The organism is Mucilaginibacter limnophilus, from assembly GCF_004005815.1.
GTDB lineage: Bacteria > Bacteroidota > Bacteroidia > Sphingobacteriales > Sphingobacteriaceae > Mucilaginibacter > Mucilaginibacter limnophilus.
This window is the reverse complement of sequence record NZ_SACK01000007.1, coordinates 241,228-257,316: the sequence shown is the minus strand read 5'-3', so window position 1 is coordinate 257,316 and position 16,089 is coordinate 241,228. Positions and strand designations below refer to the sequence as shown.

17 protein-coding genes are annotated in these 16,089 nt (G+C 43.4%); 7 read left to right on the top strand and 10 right to left on the bottom strand.

Annotation, left to right across the window (positions count from 1 at the left end; translation table 11 throughout):
• Positions 1 to 108: 108 nt before the first annotated feature.
• The 4 genes from EOD41_RS16035 to EOD41_RS16020 all read right to left on the bottom strand — a co-directional run bounded on the left by EOD41_RS16035 (position 109) and on the right by EOD41_RS16020 (position 3,245).
• Complete coding sequence (locus EOD41_RS16035) at positions 109 to 309, bottom strand: hypothetical protein (RefSeq protein ID WP_127706762.1); 201 nt, start codon at positions 307 to 309, stop codon at positions 109 to 111.
• Between the two features lie 73 nt (positions 310 to 382).
• Entirely contained in the window at positions 383 to 1,126 is a 744-nt protein-coding gene (locus EOD41_RS16030) for a hypothetical protein (RefSeq protein ID WP_164849953.1), read from the bottom strand.
• A gap of 159 nt (positions 1,127 to 1,285) precedes the next feature.
• Positions 1,286 to 2,122 carry an aminotransferase class IV gene (locus tag EOD41_RS16025; protein ID WP_127706758.1) on the bottom strand — a complete coding sequence of 279 codons (837 nt, stop codon included), beginning with the start codon at positions 2,120 to 2,122 and terminating at the stop codon, positions 1,286 to 1,288.
• Between the two features lie 85 nt (positions 2,123 to 2,207).
• Complete coding sequence (locus EOD41_RS16020; RefSeq protein WP_127706756.1) at positions 2,208 to 3,245, bottom strand: RluA family pseudouridine synthase; 1,038 nt, start codon at positions 3,243 to 3,245, stop codon at positions 2,208 to 2,210.
• A gap of 71 nt (positions 3,246 to 3,316) precedes the next feature.
• On the opposite strand from EOD41_RS16020, the gene EOD41_RS16015 reads away from it, so the two are divergent.
• From EOD41_RS16015 to EOD41_RS16005, 3 genes are all read left to right on the top strand, one after another.
• Positions 3,317 to 4,201 (top strand): 1-aminocyclopropane-1-carboxylate deaminase/D-cysteine desulfhydrase, encoded by an 885-nt coding sequence (locus tag EOD41_RS16015; protein WP_127706754.1) that lies wholly within the window; start codon positions 3,317 to 3,319, stop codon positions 4,199 to 4,201.
• A gap of 162 nt (positions 4,202 to 4,363) precedes the next feature.
• Entirely contained in the window at positions 4,364 to 5,695 is a 1,332-nt protein-coding gene (gene lat / locus EOD41_RS16010) for an L-lysine 6-transaminase (protein ID WP_127706753.1), read from the top strand.
• A gap of 200 nt (positions 5,696 to 5,895) precedes the next feature.
• A complete protein-coding gene (locus tag EOD41_RS16005; protein WP_127706751.1) occupies positions 5,896 to 6,330 on the top strand; it encodes a hypothetical protein in 435 nt (144 codons plus the stop codon).
• Between the two features lie 3 nt (positions 6,331 to 6,333).
• On the opposite strand, the gene bshB1 is transcribed toward EOD41_RS16005, so the two are convergent.
• Genes bshB1 through EOD41_RS15990 form a run of 3 tightly spaced genes read right to left on the bottom strand, consistent with a single transcriptional unit; the run spans position 6,334 to position 8,176 of the window.
• Complete coding sequence (gene bshB1, locus EOD41_RS16000; RefSeq protein ID WP_127706749.1) at positions 6,334 to 7,053, bottom strand: bacillithiol biosynthesis deacetylase BshB1; 720 nt, start codon at positions 7,051 to 7,053, stop codon at positions 6,334 to 6,336.
• Between the two features lies 1 nt (position 7,054).
• Complete coding sequence (locus EOD41_RS15995; protein ID WP_127706747.1) at positions 7,055 to 7,561, bottom strand: glutathione peroxidase; 507 nt, start codon at positions 7,559 to 7,561, stop codon at positions 7,055 to 7,057.
• A 3-nt stretch (positions 7,562 to 7,564) separates the two neighbouring features.
• Positions 7,565 to 8,176, bottom strand: a complete 612-nt coding sequence (locus tag EOD41_RS15990) for a DUF4294 domain-containing protein (protein ID WP_127706745.1) — start codon at positions 8,174 to 8,176, stop codon at positions 7,565 to 7,567.
• 111 nt (positions 8,177 to 8,287) lie between these two features.
• On the opposite strand from EOD41_RS15990, the gene EOD41_RS15985 reads away from it, so the two are divergent.
• The 4 genes from EOD41_RS15985 to EOD41_RS15970 all read left to right on the top strand — a co-directional run bounded on the left by EOD41_RS15985 (position 8,288) and on the right by EOD41_RS15970 (position 13,875).
• Positions 8,288 to 10,510, top strand: a complete 2,223-nt coding sequence (locus EOD41_RS15985) for a RelA/SpoT family protein (RefSeq protein ID WP_127706743.1) — start codon at positions 8,288 to 8,290, stop codon at positions 10,508 to 10,510.
• Positions 10,511 to 10,641: 131 nt separating this feature from the next.
• Positions 10,642 to 11,109 carry a Fur family transcriptional regulator gene (locus tag EOD41_RS15980; protein WP_127706741.1) on the top strand — a complete coding sequence of 156 codons (468 nt, stop codon included), beginning with the start codon at positions 10,642 to 10,644 and terminating at the stop codon, positions 11,107 to 11,109.
• Between the two features lie 34 nt (positions 11,110 to 11,143).
• The gene (locus EOD41_RS15975) at positions 11,144 to 12,421 is read left to right on the top strand and encodes an adenylosuccinate synthase (RefSeq protein ID WP_127706739.1); all 1,278 of its coding nucleotides are present in this window, start codon (positions 11,144 to 11,146) and stop codon (positions 12,419 to 12,421) included.
• 179 nt (positions 12,422 to 12,600) lie between these two features.
• Positions 12,601 to 13,875: an anthranilate synthase component I family protein gene (locus tag EOD41_RS15970; RefSeq protein WP_127706737.1), complete on the top strand. Its 1,275-nt coding sequence runs from the start codon at positions 12,601 to 12,603 to the stop codon at positions 13,873 to 13,875.
• Here EOD41_RS15970 and EOD41_RS15965 read toward each other — a convergent pair.
• The 3 genes from EOD41_RS15965 to plsY are packed head-to-tail and all read right to left on the bottom strand — an operon-like array spanning position 13,838 to position 16,079.
• Positions 13,838 to 14,581, bottom strand: coding sequence for a YqjF family protein (locus EOD41_RS15965; protein ID WP_127706735.1), 744 nt, complete (start codon positions 14,579 to 14,581; stop codon positions 13,838 to 13,840). The two genes, EOD41_RS15970 and EOD41_RS15965, sit on opposite strands and share 38 nt — an antisense overlap.
• Positions 14,582 to 14,622: 41 nt before the next feature.
• Complete coding sequence (locus EOD41_RS15960) at positions 14,623 to 15,426, bottom strand: M48 family metallopeptidase (RefSeq protein ID WP_127706733.1); 804 nt, start codon at positions 15,424 to 15,426, stop codon at positions 14,623 to 14,625.
• 5 nt (positions 15,427 to 15,431) lie between these two features.
• A complete protein-coding gene (plsY, locus tag EOD41_RS15955) occupies positions 15,432 to 16,079 on the bottom strand; it encodes a glycerol-3-phosphate 1-O-acyltransferase PlsY (protein ID WP_127706731.1) in 648 nt (215 codons plus the stop codon).
• Between the last annotated feature and the right edge of the window lie 10 nt (positions 16,080 to 16,089).

Genomic DNA, 16,089 nt, shown 5'->3' with positions numbered 1-16,089 from the left:
TCAGCAAGCAGCAGGGTCTTCAATCTTTTGATAGGCAGGCACGCCTTAAAAGTAACATAAGAACATCCTGCTGCTTTTGGTTACTACTTCTTTAACAAAATAACAAGTCTAAGGGAAAGTAACCAAAGAAAACCTGCCGGCTGCACCTGAGCCTTTTAACGTTTCTGCTATGGGTTTGCCTGTAATTTCCGCCTCAGCTGATGCCGGAATTAGCAAGTGAACGGTGGGTTCTTCAGGCTCTATGAAGTTCATGTAATACTGGACTTGTTCAGCATTTACGTTCATCCATGATGATAGAACTAATTCCACTTGAATCCTCGAAGGGCACGTGTGAATGCTTGGTTCGCTTTTACAAATTTAAAGACAACATTAAATAGCATGCTTATGATCCCGTCCTGCCTTCAGGCTCAGCGCTATATAACGTCCGTATAACTGCGTCTTCGTGGATTGGTTGTTTAATAAATACAAAGCCGTTTAAGCGATAAATATACAGGAATATCATTGATGTGGCCACAGCCCCGAAGGTGTGCCATAAAAAATGTGTACCCATAGGCAGGTAAGCTTCGGTATCAACCAACCTGAAAAACAGTGCCATACCAAAAGCTGTAAAGGCGCCCGCTACCAGCCAGCCATTCTTCCACCGGGTTTTAACCAAAAGCAGCAGCAGCGGTCCAACAATCATCAGCACCATTAACAGGTAATTGAGGGTGAACATTACATGTTTATCATAAGCATAATATAACTCCTGTAATATCAGCTCAACTGCCGCAAAGGCAACCAATACGCCTACCCCATAAACCTTATTACCTGTAACCCTGAAAATAAAGTATATGCTGGCCATCATGCATAATAATGCAATAGGCACCCAATCCATATACATAAAAAAGCTCCACCGCCTTAAACCGTGGTAAACCGTGCTGCCTATGCATCCCGTAAGCAGCAACCAAACTGCTACACTTAAAAAGCTATGCCTTTTATCAAAACCCTTAAGTTTAATTATCCAGTAAAAAGCAGGTATCAGGAATAATGCCGAAGTAACCATATTCCATGGCTCGGGAAAAAAGTGCGCCATGTTAGTCTCAGTGTATGGCATTGAGCCATCGGGGGGCAGAATTTGTAACAGCATGAAGTATTCGGTTTTACTTTACAACATAAATACCCTGTTAAATGTTGGGCAAAATCTTTATTTATAACCCATGCAAATAAAGATTATTGCCTGCAAACTTACTTCGCTCATCGCAATCTACTCTGAATGAAAAGTTTACGATTTACTTTAACAAAAAATTTACAGTTTGTTCAGCTCATCCATAAGCCCTTTGCTGAGGCGGTTGAAATAACGCTTTACACCATACCCCATAACTGACTGTATGCCGCGTACTGCGTTAGTTAAAAACACCTCGTCGGCTTCGTATAGTATTTCAGGGTTGATCTGGGCTTCAGTTACAGGGATATTACTTTTTTTGGCGATATCTATTATCACTTTTCGCATTACGCCTTCTACACAGCCTTCGCTTAGGGCTGGTGTGTATAAATGATTTTGATACCAGATGAAAATATTTGAACTGCTGGCCTCGCACAAGTAGCCATTTTGATTAAGCAGGAAAACATCATCAAGATTATTTTGCGCCTTGTAAATGCTCGCCATTACATAGATAAGCGAGTTGCAGGTTTTTATATTCGACAGGTAGTTGGATGGCTTAGGCAGATCGGTAAACACATCCATAATCAGTCCCTTTTCATTCAAGAAGTACCGGGGCTCGTCCATAGGCTGGAGCTCAAGGCAGTAGCTCATTTTGTTCTGCGTAGGCGCATATAAACCTTCGGAATCACGAAATACGGTCAGCCTTAGCCGCGCATGTTTTACTTTGTTACGAATGGCCAGTTCTTCAGCCTTATTTTTCAGGAACCAGGCATCAGTTTGCGAGTAGCCATCAATCTTCAATGCCTTCATCCCCCGCTGCAGGCGGTCGGCATGCAGGTCAGGAAACTTCAGATGCCCCTTCATCATGCGCATGCTTTCAAACAAGCCGTCGCCATACCTGAAGGCGCGGTTATCCGCCGCAAACACTTTTGAATCTGCAGGAACAACTTCACCATTAAAGTTGATGTATAAAGGCATCATTTAGATTTGAGATAATCAGTTGTTTTATTGAGATAGTTAACGATTAAAGAGTTGTTAAGGTATATTTTTGTCTCAAATCTCACAGCTATTGTTTCACATCTGTAGCCACATACTTACGCCATTTTTGCAGCACACTTTCAAAATCTTCCGGTAAGGGCGCTTCAAAAACAAGTTCTTTTTTTTGCGACGGATGTTTAAAGCCCAGTACCTGCGCGTGCAGCGCCTGCCTCGGCATCATCTCGAAACAATTATCAACAAACTGGCGATATTTGCTAAAAACGGTCCCCTTCAAAATCTTATCGCCACCATAAATTGCATCACTAAACAGCGGGTGACCAATGCTTTTCATATGCGCGCGTATCTGGTGTGTACGCCCGGTTTCCAGCTGACATTCTATCAGCGTAACATAATTTAAGCGCTCAAGCACCCTATAATGCGTAACTGACCATTTGCCCTTTTCTTCGGTATCATAAACGTCCATCACACGCCTGTCTTTAAGGCTTCGCCCGATAAAGCCGGTAACAGTACCATCTTCGGCTATATCGCCCCATACCAGCGCGATGTACTTCCGGGTGATGGTATGATCGAAAAATTGCTTGGCCAGATAGTTCATGGCGCGTTCGTTCTTGCTGATCACTAACAGGCCTGAAGTATCTTTATCAATACGGTGCACCAAACCGGGCCGGCCATCGTTACCCGGCAGGGTTGGCAGTTGCTGAAAATGGAATACCAGCGCATTCACTAACGTACCCGTATAGTTATTGTAACCAGGGTGCACCACCATGCCTGCCTCTTTGTTCACTATCAGCACATCATCGTCTTCGTAAACAATATTTAACGGGATATCCTCCGGGTAAACCTCGGTATCGCGCGGAGGATGCGGCAGCACCACTGATATTACATCAAGCGGTTTAACCTTGTAGCTCGACTTGATAGGTTTATCGTTCACCAGCACGTTACCAAGGTCTATAGCGTTTTGTATGCGATTACGTGAAGCATTCTCAACCCTGTGCATCAGGAACTTATCAATTCGCAGTAATGATTGCCCCTTGTCAACCACAATGCGCAGGTGTTCGTAAAGGTCTTGTTCTTCCTGTTCTATTAGTTCGGTATCTTCTGCCATTGGCGCAAAAGTAATCGTTTTTTATGGTTGCATATAGGTAATATTGCAATACGGTTAAGCGCGCGTTAATTATGAAGATTGATTTACAAATACAGAGCCCGGTGCAGCAGATACACAGTCCACTGTTTGATGAGCACCGCGTTCATGTATTTGTAAAGTGCGACGACCTGATACACCCTTTTATATCGGGCAATAAATGGCGAAAATTGAAGTATCCGCTGCTTAAAGCACAGGCCGAAAATAAAACCCACCTGGTAACCTTCGGCGGGGCATATTCTAATCATTTACTGGCAACTGCCGCCGCTGCTGCAAAGTTCGGCTTTCAAGCAACAGGCATTGTACGGGGTGAAGAAGTGGATAACGATACGCTGTTTTTATGCCGAATGCACGGCATGAAACTGATGTTTACCGACCGTGAAAGCTATCGTGATAAACCAGCTCTGTTCACAAAGTACTTCGGTGATGATGAAAGCGCTTTCTTTATTGACGAAGGCGGTGCTTCACCAGAGGCCGCTAAAGGGTGTGCAGAACTGGTAGCAGAACTTGACGAACCCTTCAATCACATTTTTTGCGCCTGTGGAACGGGCACAACCGCTGCAGGTATTATTGATGGTATAAGTGAAAATAATTTACGTACAGAGTTCCACGGAGTGCCGGTGCTTAAGGGTGATTTCATGAAAGCCGAAATTGACAGGTATGCAACCGCTCTCATCCCCTATCATTTGCATAACAACTATCATTTCGGCGGTTACGCCAAAACTACTCCGGAGCTAATCAGCTTTGTAAAAGATTTTACTGCTGCCACCGGTATACTGATTGAGCCTATTTATACCGGCAAGCTTTTCTACGCTATTTTTGATCTCATCAAATCGGGGCATTTTGAATCCGGCAGCCGCATACTGGCTATACATACAGGCGGTTTGCTTAGCATTTTAGGCATGAAAGAGCGGTTTTAATACCTTTAAAATCAGAGCTGACTCGTCATACTAAAAAGAGCTTTGGTATAAATAATAAGTTTAAACAGCTTAAAGTTACTTTTTTATCCGCATCGGTTCAAAAACCGCTTAAATTTCGTTTTTTAAGGGTTTTTGTTAAATTTGTTAGAAACCGATTGTACCATGTACCACTTGCAGATACCACCTGAAAACGTTCAGCAAACTTTACAAAAACACATTTTAGCCGATGGATTCGACCTTACTTTTGACATGGAGAAAAGCAGTGGCGTGTACATCTATGATTCGAAACATAACCGCACCCTGCTCGACTTTTTTACTTGCTTCGCATCGGTACCACTGGGCTATAATCACCCCAAAATGCTGCACGACGAAACGTTTAAAAACAACCTGCTGCTGGCGGCATTAACCAACCCATCAAACTCGGATATCTACACCACGCAATACGCCCAGTTTGTTGAGACTTTCGGTCGCGTAGGTATCCCTGATTATTTGCCGCATGCCTTCTTTATTTCAGGCGGAACACTGGCTATTGAGAACGCCCTAAAGGCGGCTATGGACTGGAAGGTACAAAAGAACTTTGCTAAAGGCTACACCAAAGAAAAAGGGCATAAAGTACTGCATTTTGAACATGCCTTTCACGGGCGTTCGGGTTATACATTAAGCTTGACTAACACGCTCCCGGTAAAAACCAAGTGGTATGCCAAGTTCGACTGGCCGCGGGTTTCGTTTCCTTATATTAAGTTTCCTTACACAGATGACAGTCACGAGGACCTCCTACGGCGTGAAGCGCTTTCGGTAGCGCAGATACGCAAGGCTTTTGAAACCAATAAGGATGACATTTGCGCGATAATTGTTGAGCCTGTACAATCGGAAGGCGGTGATAACCATATGCGTAAAGAATTTGCCGAGCAGTTGCGCCAACTGGCTAACGAGTATGAAGCGCTTCTTATATATGACGAAGTTCAAACCGGCGTAGGATTAACAGGAAAATTCTGGTGTCACGAGCATTTTGGTGAGAACGCACGGCCTGATATCATAGCTTTTGGCAAAAAAATGCAGGTATGCGGCATACTGGCCGGTCCGCGTATTGATGAAGTAGAGCATAACGTGTTTAAAGTATCGTCACGCATTAATTCAACCTGGGGCGGTAGTTTGGTTGATATGGTGCGGTCAACCCGCATACTGGAGATCATTGAGGAAGATAATCTGTGCGCCAATGCCGCTGAGATGGGTGACTATCTGCAAAACTGCCTGAAAGAAGCTGCAGCAGATATACCTGTTATTACCAACGTACGGGGTAAAGGACTGTTAACGTCCTTTGATTTGCCTGACAGAGGGAAACGGGAAAAGTTAATTACTGAAGGGTTTAAGCACAATATAATGTTTTTGGGCTGCGGGCCACACACTATACGTTTTCGCCCTGCGCTGATAATGGATAAGGCTCATATTGACGCAGGTATTAAAGCGCTTAGTGAAATATGTGTTAATTTATAATAACTGTAATAATATTGCTACAGGCGTCTGTTTTTAAGCAAACAGGCGCTTTTTTTATTAGTAAAATACTATAATCGTATATAAACGTTTATATGTATGATAAAAAAATAGTTTACGAGTTACTTTTTGTATTATTAAGTAATTATTTTTATTACTAACTGAACCTTTTGCTTTGAAAAGAATTTAAACTGCTACCTATCATGAATAAACAAATGGAACGCCTGAAAAAACAACTGGCAGAGATATCTGAAGTTGTAAACACCTTTAAATCAGAGGCTGTACAGGTAAAAATCGCCGAGAAACTTTTTGATGTACTTATTGATATTGAGCGCGCCGACAGCGATGGCAACGAAGTATTTAAACGCGGACGCAGGCTTCGGCCGGATGAGGCTTTTACCGGCGTGCAGCAACGCAAAAAACCAGGTGCGACACGTGTACTTAACCAGCTGCTAAATACCGATTTTTTTGATGTTCCACGTTCTATATCATCAATTGCTTCTTATTGTAAAGAGCATTTCGATTCCGATTTTAAAACGTCAGAATTATCAGGTATCCTGTTAAAGCTATCGAACGAGAACAAACTGAGACGAGAAAAGAGTAAAGACAACAACCGTTTCGACTATATAAAGCCCTGATAATTATAACAGGCTGAATAAGTTATCTACCCCCAGCAGCTTTGCGGATGTAAAGCCTTCCGCATATTTTACGCCTATATTTTTGCCCAGTTCAATAGCCCTTGCTTCAACATTTTTAATAAATTCAGGCGAAGAAATATAGGTTTGCGGCTCCTCCTCCCACTCCGGATTATAAAACTGCGATTTAAAAGCCATAACACTTTCTACCTTTTTATCCCAGTGCTCGGTAATATCAACCATTATATCAGGCTGAATATACCTGTCCTGTATAAAATGCAAAACAAGCCTTGGCCGCCACACGTCCTGCAGGGCGCCGTTATCATAAGTTTCAATGCGTCTTAATCCCGACAGGAAAACAGATGCTTCTACCAGTTGATTAGCGCGCCCGTGGTCGGGATGACGATCGTGCAAAGCATTGGTAATAATAATTTCAGGCTGATATTTCCTTATTGCTTCAATTACCTTCAGCTGAAACTCTTTTGTGTTTTCAAAAAAACCATCGGGAAGGGCGAGGTTTTCACGTACGCTCAGGCCAAGTATCTCAGCAGCAGCCTTAGCCTCTGCAATGCGTATCTCGGCTGTACCACGTGTACCCAGTTCACCTTGAGTAAGGTCAACAATACCTGCTTTTTTGCCCATTGCTATGTGTTTAAGCAATGTGCCTGCACAGCCCAGTTCTGCATCATCCGGATGAACCGGTAATACCAATATATCAAGTTTCATATTACTTTTCGTTGTTTTCGGCCTGTAATAACCGGCTTATCTTTTTTCTGATCTTTGAGGAAGTAGGCTTAGTAAAAGGATAAAAGAAATCGATCACCTTTCCCGACCGGTCAACCAAAAACTTGGTAAAGTTCCAGCGTGGCGTAGCATTAAATATGCCGTTCTGCTTTTTGTCTGACAGGAATTTAAACAGCGGATGCGCGTAAGGCCCGCGTACTCTTATTTTGTTAAACACCCTGTAATTAGAAGCTTTTGTAGCGCAAAAGGCTTCAAGCTCGGCGCCATCCAACGGCTCCTGGCCGCCAAAGTCGTTTGAGGGGAAAGCAAGTATCTCAAAATCCTGCCCTGCAAAAGTTTCTTTTAGTTCGGCAAGATCTTTCAGTTGCGGTGTAAACCCGCACTGCGAGGCTGTGTTTACTATTAAAAGAACTTTATTTTTAAATGCCGATAGGCTAATTTCTTCACCGTTAAATTGCTCAACGGTAAAGGGGTATATGGTAGATGTCATGTTCTAATTGTACTGCTTGTCGTACCCCGCTTGCTGGATGATGGCTTCAATATCACGCTCCTGCTCCGGGTCGTACTCTTGCTTTAAATTATGGCCAAATATCCGCGCAACTGATTGCATCATGAACGCGTTGAGGCCACCCTTCATTTCCTTTAGCATAGCATAACTGCTGTTTCCTGTTTCACGGTCAATCAGCTTTATCAATACTTCGCCCTGGCTAATAGTCAGGTTTTTAATTTCGCGGTTAAACAGATCTTTTATTTGTTTTTCACAGGCTTTAACAAGCTCTTTTTGTTTCTTTTTATCAGCAGTAAGTGCAAGGTCGCGCTGCAGTTGACGGTAACGCTCACCTGCAAAACGGGCGTAAGGCATTACTTTATACACGTTATAACGCAGGCGCCGGTATTTCAAACGGTCTTCTTCGCTGGCAAAAATCCGGGTATCCACAATCTTTACATCTGCCAGTACTATCCAGGGCACCATTTCGCCGTCAAGTTCGGTCATGTACGTCTTGATGGTGTCATTTTTGCCTAATTTAACAGGTGGTGCAGATTGCGCTACCGATAATAACGGTAAACAACACAGCCATGACAATACAAAACCAATTAATTTCATATTTTTACTTGTACACAAAATTAGTGCAATTTTTCAGGTTATAACAGATAACCTGCAAGTTATAAATTTTGTTACAAGTTAATGATAAAAAGAATATTTATAATACGGTGAATGAAAGATTTAGTGATTGATCTGGAAGCTGAGAAAACCGAAATACTTAAGCGTTACCGGGCATTGCTGCGTGCATCAAAATCAACCCTGCAAAAGGGTGATAAACGCATGATACGCAAGGCTTTTGATATGGCCCTTGAAAGCCATAAGGATATGCGCCGCAAATCGGGTGAGCCGTACATATACCACCCCATTGCCGTTGCTCAGATAGCTGCCGAGGAGATAGGTTTGGGTACAACTTCAATAGTGTGTGCGCTGCTGCATGATGTTGTGGAAGATACCGACATGGGGCTTGACGATATTGAGCGTGAATTTGGTAAAAAAGTGGCTAAAATTATTGACGGCCTGACCAAAATCTCGGGCGTGTTCGATACCAACAGTTCGTTGCAAGCCGAAAATTTCCGCAAAATGCTGCTTACCCTTGCCGACGATGTAAGGGTGATACTGATAAAGCTTGCCGACCGCCTGCATAACATGCGAACCATGGAGTTTATGCCGCGCGATAAGCAGTTAAAGCTTTCATCAGAAACGGTATATCTGTATGCTCCGCTTGCGCACAGGCTAGGCTTGTATGCCATAAAATCAGAACTGGAAGATCTTTCCATGAAATACATGGAACGTGAAACTTACCAACTGATTAAAAAGAAACTGAATGAAAAAAAGGCCGAGCGCGAAAAGTTTATCCGCGACTTTGTTGAGCCGATAAAAAAGGTGCTGCAAAGCCAGGGCCTTCATGCCGACGTATTTGGCCGGCCAAAATCTATACACTCGATATGGAACAAGATGAAGAAAAAGTCTATTCCGTTTGAGGAAGTGTATGATTTGTTCGCAATCAGGATAATACTGGATAGTCCGCCTGAACATGAAAAGGCTGATTGCTGGAAGGCATACAGTATTGTTACCGACTTATATCGCCCCAATCCCGACCGCCTGCGCGACTGGGTATCATCTCCGAAGGCAAACGGTTACGAATCATTGCACACTACTGTTATGGGCCCTAAAGGCCAGTGGGTGGAAGTACAGATACGTACTAACCGCATGAATGAGATTGCCGAAAAAGGTTTCGCGGCGCACTGGAAGTACAAAGAGTCAAGCACCGACAGCGGGCTTGACCAATGGGTACAAAAAGTACGTGAAATGCTGAAGAATCCTGACACCAACGCGCTGGATTTTATCGACGACTTTAAAATGAACCTCTTCTCTGACGAGATCTTCATTTTTACGCCGAAGGGTGCCTTGATACAACTTCCGCTGAACGCTACTGCGCTCGATTTTGCTTTTGAAATACACAGTGACGTGGGTGCAAGCTGTATCGGCGCCAAAGTAAACCACAAACTGGTACCACTAAGTTATAAGCTGCAAAACGGCGATCAGGTAGAAGTGATTACCTCGAGCAAGCAAACACCTAAAGAGGACTGGTTGAACTTTGTGGTTACCGCTAAAGCGAAAGCCAAGATTAAATCGGCGTTAAAAGAAGAAAAACGGAAGATCGCCGAGGATGGCAAAGAGATACTGGAGCGTAAGCTGAAGTCGCTGAAGATCACTTATAACTCAGAAAATATCCATAAGCTGAGCTACTATTTTAAGCTGCAAACCACGCAAGACCTGTTTTATAATGTAGCCAAAGGTGTTATTGACATAAAGGACCTGCGGGAATACCAGGTTACCGAAAAAACCATTGAAGCCAAGCCACAGGATAAAATTGAGGCTGAACAGGTACAAAGCCTTCTGCGCAGCATAAAAACCAAGGACAGTGATATACTGCTTATTGGTGAGGATATGCAAAAGATAGATTATAAGCTGGCCAACTGCTGTAATCCTATCCCCGGCGATGATGTATTCGGGTTTATCACCGTAAGCGATGGTATTAAGATACACCGCACCAACTGCCCTAACGCGGCAAAGCTGATGGCCAACTACGGTTACCGTATTGTTAAAGCCCGCTGGACAAATCAGCAGGAACTTGCATTTTTAACCGGCCTGAGAATACGTGGTATAGATGATGTTGGTTTGATAAACAAGCTCACTACCGTTATATCGAACGATTTTAAAGTTAACATGCGATCGATAACTGTCGATAGCGATAACGGCATTTTTGAAGGATCGATAATGGTGTATGTGAACGATACGCAGCACCTTGAAGACCTGGTTAAAAAACTGAAACAGGTTAGAGGCGTTACATCGGTTGAACGTTTTGATTCGGTAGTAGAGAAAGCGTCTTAGTTTTCAGAATCAGGAATTAAGAGTCAGGAATCAGGATGACATAAAATCCAAATATCTTGATTCCTGATTCTTGATTCTATAATATTCAACTCTTAAAATTTAACTACCTTTACTTTTTATTTGTAAAAACAATGCCCCAAACGGAAACCATTGCTCTGGTAAAAAAGATATTCGAGGCCTATCTGGAAAACAAAAGCCTGCGTAAAACACCTGAGCGCTTTGCCATATTGGAAGAGATATACTCACGTAGCGACCACTTTGACGTGGAATCGTTGTATATCCACATGAAGAATAAAAAATACCGTGTTAGCCGCGCTACGGTTTACAATACACTTGAGCTGCTTGTATCATGCGACCTGGTAACCAAACACCAGTTTGGCAAAAACATGGCCCAGTTTGAAAAATCATACGGCTACAAACAGCATGATCATATAATCTGTATCGACTGCGGCAAGGTAGTTGAGTTTTGCGACCCGCGCATACAACAGATACAAAGTATGATGGGCGACCTGCTTAAATTTGACATTAAACACCACTCATTAAACCTGTATGGAAATTGTGTTAAATTAAAAGAAGGCTATTGTGACAGAAAAGTTTAACTTTGCCGCCTTTCATTAATATAGCATAACATAAATGGCTGTTGACGTATTATTGGGCCTCCAGTGGGGCGACGAAGGTAAAGGTAAAATTGTTGACGTACTTAGCGCCGGTTATGACCTGATTGCGCGCTTTCAGGGCGGGCCAAATGCAGGGCACACGCTTGAGTTTGACGGTAAAAAATTTGTACTGAATACTATCCCTTCGGGAATATTTTTTGATAACACGCTAAACCTGATTGGCAACGGTGTGGTTATTGATCCTATCACCCTTAAAAAAGAACTTGATAAGTTAAAGGATGCGGGGCACGACCTGCTGGCTAAAAAGAACCTGGTGATTGCTAAAAAAGCGCACCTGATATTACCAACCCACCAGCTGCTTGACGCGGCTTCTGAAAAGAAGATGGGCGAAGGTAAAATCGGCTCGACGCTGAAAGGTATCGGTCCTACTTATATGGATAAAACCGGACGGAACGGCCTGCGTATAGGCGACATCACGCTTCCGGATTTTAAAGAACGTTACAACAAACTTGTTGAAAAACACCGCTCAATGCTGCAATCGCTGTATGGAGAGGTAGCTGATTTCAGTGAGCGCGAACAGGCTTTCTTTGAAGCTATTGATTTGATCAAACAGTTCCCGCTGGTGGATTCAGAACACCTGGTAAACGATTACATAAAACAAGGTAAAAAAGTGTTGGCAGAAGGTGCGCAGGGTGCCATGCTGGATATCGACTTTGGTTCGTATCCGTTTGTAACCTCATCAAACACCACAGCTGCGGGCGCTTGCACCGGCTTAGGCATTGCGCCTCGCCAGATAGGTGATGTGATTGGCATTTTTAAGGCTTATTGCACCCGTGTTGGCGGCGGCCCCTTCCCCACCGAACTGAACGACGAAACCGGCGAAGAATTGCGTCGTGTAGGTCATGAATTTGGCGCAACTACCGGCAGACCGCGCCGTACCGGTTGGATAGACCTTCCTGCTTTGAAATATGCTATTATGCTTAACGGTGTTACCCAACTGGTAATGACCAAAGCCGATGTTTTAAGCGGTTTCGACAAGATATACGCTTGCACCCATTACGATTATGCCGGCGAAACTATCGATTATATGCCGTATGATATCTGCACCATCGAGCCGAAACCGATACTAAAAGAAATTGACGGCTGGAATGAAGACCTGACCGGCATTACCGAACTGAACGAAATTCCGGCTAAGCTTAGCGCTTACATGGAGTTCCTTGAAGCCGAGCTTGGCGTACCGGTTAAATACCTGTCTGTTGGCCCGGACAGGAAACAGACTTTGGTGTTGCATTAAGCTTGAACTTTGACAATTTTGTAATTGTCAATCAATACATATATGTCATTTCGACGAGGTACGAGGAGAATCTTCTGCGATAAGCTGGCTACAGCCTGCTTTCAGAAGATTTCTCACTATCGTTCGAAATGGCATTTTTTCATTAATAGTCACGTTCATTTTAACCTACCTTTGCACCTGTGACGCGCACAATTACAGATATTCTCACCTTCAAACAAAAGGCCCTGCAATGGGCCGCCCAATTTGAAGTAGCATGTTATCTTGACTCTAATAATTTTACCGACCCTTACGGCAAATACAATACGTTAATAGCAGTTGGCGTGACCGATGAGTTAACTGCTAAAGCAGGCGATGCTTTTAAGCAATTAGAGCATTTCAGGCAAAAGTATAATAACTGGGTATTCGGATTTTTAGGGTACGACCTGAAGAACGAGATAGAGCAGCTATCATCACAAAACATCGACGGCCTGCAATTTCCTGACTTATATTTTTTTGTTCCGAAACACATTATCAGCATAACTAATGATTTTGTTGAGATAACCGGCGGTGATCCTGAATCATTAGTCCAGCAAATACAGAGCTTTAATTTAAGCGCAAGCAACAACCAGCCAACTATCAACTTGAAAAGTCGTTTCAGTAAGCAGGAATACGTTGACACAGCAAATAAAATAAAAGGACACATTAGCCGCGGCGATATTTATGTAACTAACTTTTGCCAGGAGTTTTATGCAGAGAATACTGAAATAAATCCCTTGCAAGTTTTTCAGTCGCTTAACGGCATCTCCCCTAACCCGTTCTCCTGTTTTTTTAAGCTACGCGATCAGTATATTTTGTGCGCCTCGCCCGAGCGTTTTTTAGCTAAGAGAGGTAATAAGCTGATCTCCCAACCTATAAAAGGCACCGCTAAGCGCAGTGCCGATAAGGTGCAGGACGAGATCAACAAAAAATCACTACAACTGCATACCAAGGAACTTCAGGAGAATGTGATGATCGTTGATTTGGTGCGAAACGACCTTACCCGCTCAGCCAAGTCCGGCACAGTAAAAACGGAAGAACTTTTCGGCGTGTACAGCTTTAAACAGGTACATCAAATGATATCTACCGTCTCCTGTGAGATAGCTGAAAACATATCAGAAGTACAGGCAATAAAAAACACTTTCCCAATGGGCAGCATGACGGGTGCGCCAAAGGTTAGCGCCATGCAACTGATGGAGCAATACGAACGCACCAAACGCGGTGTGTATTCAGGCACAATCGGATATTTTAGTCCGGATGGTGACTTCGACTTTAATGTAGTGATACGCACATTACTGTATAACGCCGAAAACAAATACCTGTCATTTCAAACCGGAAGCGCTATAACTTTTAATGCTGATGCTGAAAAAGAATATGAAGAGTGCCTGTTGAAGGCAAAAGCTATACTTGAGGTACTTGGAGCACCATCAATCGGGTAGCGGCGCGTACATTAATTTCTGAACCTTCTGCAAAGAAAACCGAATAAGGCTTAACGGTTAAATAAGGTTCGAAAACGTCGCCGTATAAATTCTTTATATCCGCCTCAAAAATACTGTCCTTAACTTCAGCTATCCGCCAGGGCACATGCTCCACCTGGTACTCCATCGAGTTAACATCAGTAAGGCGGTTGTAACCCCAGTAATGTTCCAGTATAAACTCTTCAGCACTTCCGGCTTCAATCGGTACAAAGTTGTTGTTAACCGTTGCGCCAAGCTTGTTCCATTTGCCATCAAGCTTCCATTCATACAGATAGTTTGTATAATCAGCGTCAACTTTTGTAATGGCATGGCGCATAGGCAGCTTTCGGTAATGTTCTTTATACAATGTGTTGGCAATTAGCGGTATCATACGCTTGGGCACCAGCTCGCTTACAAATACAGTCCCGCGCTTCCATTCGGTACCGTTGAAATGACGTACGTAAAAGCGCAGGTTTACTTCTTCAAAGTTGACATGGCCCGGCCACTTCACGCCTAATACCCGTGTGTCGTTAAACAGAAATCCTACCATGCTTACCAGCGCTTTTCCCTGCCACAGGTCGAGTTCGGTTGCGGCAGGCAAATAAGGTTTTAATATTGCAGGATCAACTTCATAGTTCAGCATTACCAGGTTTTTCCAGTATGCTGTAAGGAACTTTATTTTGGCCATATAAAAAGAAAATCCCGCCGAAGCGGGATTACATTATCTTATTATTTTTTGTAGTATTTCATTGCTTCAGGTATCCTGTTTTGCAGGTTTTTTATACGAGTGGCGTCAGAAGGGTGAGTGCTTAAAAATTCAGGTGGCGAACCGCCTGCTTGTTTTGATGCTGCCATACGTTGCCAAAAAGCAACCGCTTCGTTAGGGTTATATCCGGCCATAGCCATAAATATAAGGCCCAGCCTATCGGCTTCCGACTCGTTATCCCTTGAATATTTAAGCATGGCTAATTGTCCGCCTACACCATATAACTGGCCAATTACCGCTTGTGTAGCTTGAGATTGTCCGCCAGCTGCAGCGCCAATTACTGCGCCGCCTGCTTCGGCAGCCATTTGTTTCGACATTTGCTCGGCCGAGTGGCGTGCAATAGCGTGAGCAATCTCATGACCCATAACTACGGCAAGGCCCGCCTCGGTTTTAGTAACGGGTAATATACCACTATAAACAGCTACCTTACCCCCCGGCATACACCATGCGTTTATTTCCTTGCTTTGTATAAGGTTAAATTCCCATTTAAAGTTATACTGATTAGCATAACCGTTGTCGTTTAGATATTTTTCAATTGCTGTTGCCAGCCTGCTGCCGATGGTTTTTACACGTTGCGCGTCGCTGGTTCCAGATATCACTTTGGTTTGAGGGTCAGACAGTAACTGCTGATAGCTTTGAGCGGCAGCCTGGTTGATCTGATCGTCACTTACCAGGCTAAGCTGCTTGCGGCCTGTAAGCGGTACTGTTGAGCATGAGTAAATTGCAGTAACGGCGATAACTGCAAATAAAGGTTTAAATAGTTTCATAGCGTCTAAGTTGTTTTTCTTTTGAATAAGTTTACTTTCGACTCTTTGCCTTTCAATAAGCGCTCAATGTTTTTTTGATGCGTTACCAATATCAGCACACATATGCACATGCCGTAAATAATGACCGATTTTACATACACCGGGAAAATAAATGTTACACCGATGGGATACATAAAACCCGCCAGAATAGAGCTTAATGACACATATTTGGTGACAAGCAGCACAACAATAAAAACCAGAACACACAGCAGAGCCGCATGCAGGTTAATAGCTAATATCATTCCAAACAGTGTGGCAATGCCTTTACCGCCCCTAAAACCTGCAAAAATTGGGAATAAATGTCCCATAACTGCTGCAATTCCCAAAGCCAGCTGATAATTAGTAAACGCTACCGAATTATAAGGCCCTGTAGTAGTTACGCCTATCATGTAGGCAAGGTTGGTGGCTGTCCAGCCTTTTAATATATCTATAAGCATTACAGGTATGCCTGCCTGCTTGCCCAATACTCTGAATGTATTGGTAGCACCCGCGTTACCACTGCCGTATTCGCGCACATCAATGCCATAAAACGATAATCCTATCCAAACAGCTGTTGGAATTGACCCGCATAAGTAGGCCAGTATAAGCGCTGAAACTGAATAGATGGATATCATATATCCTTAG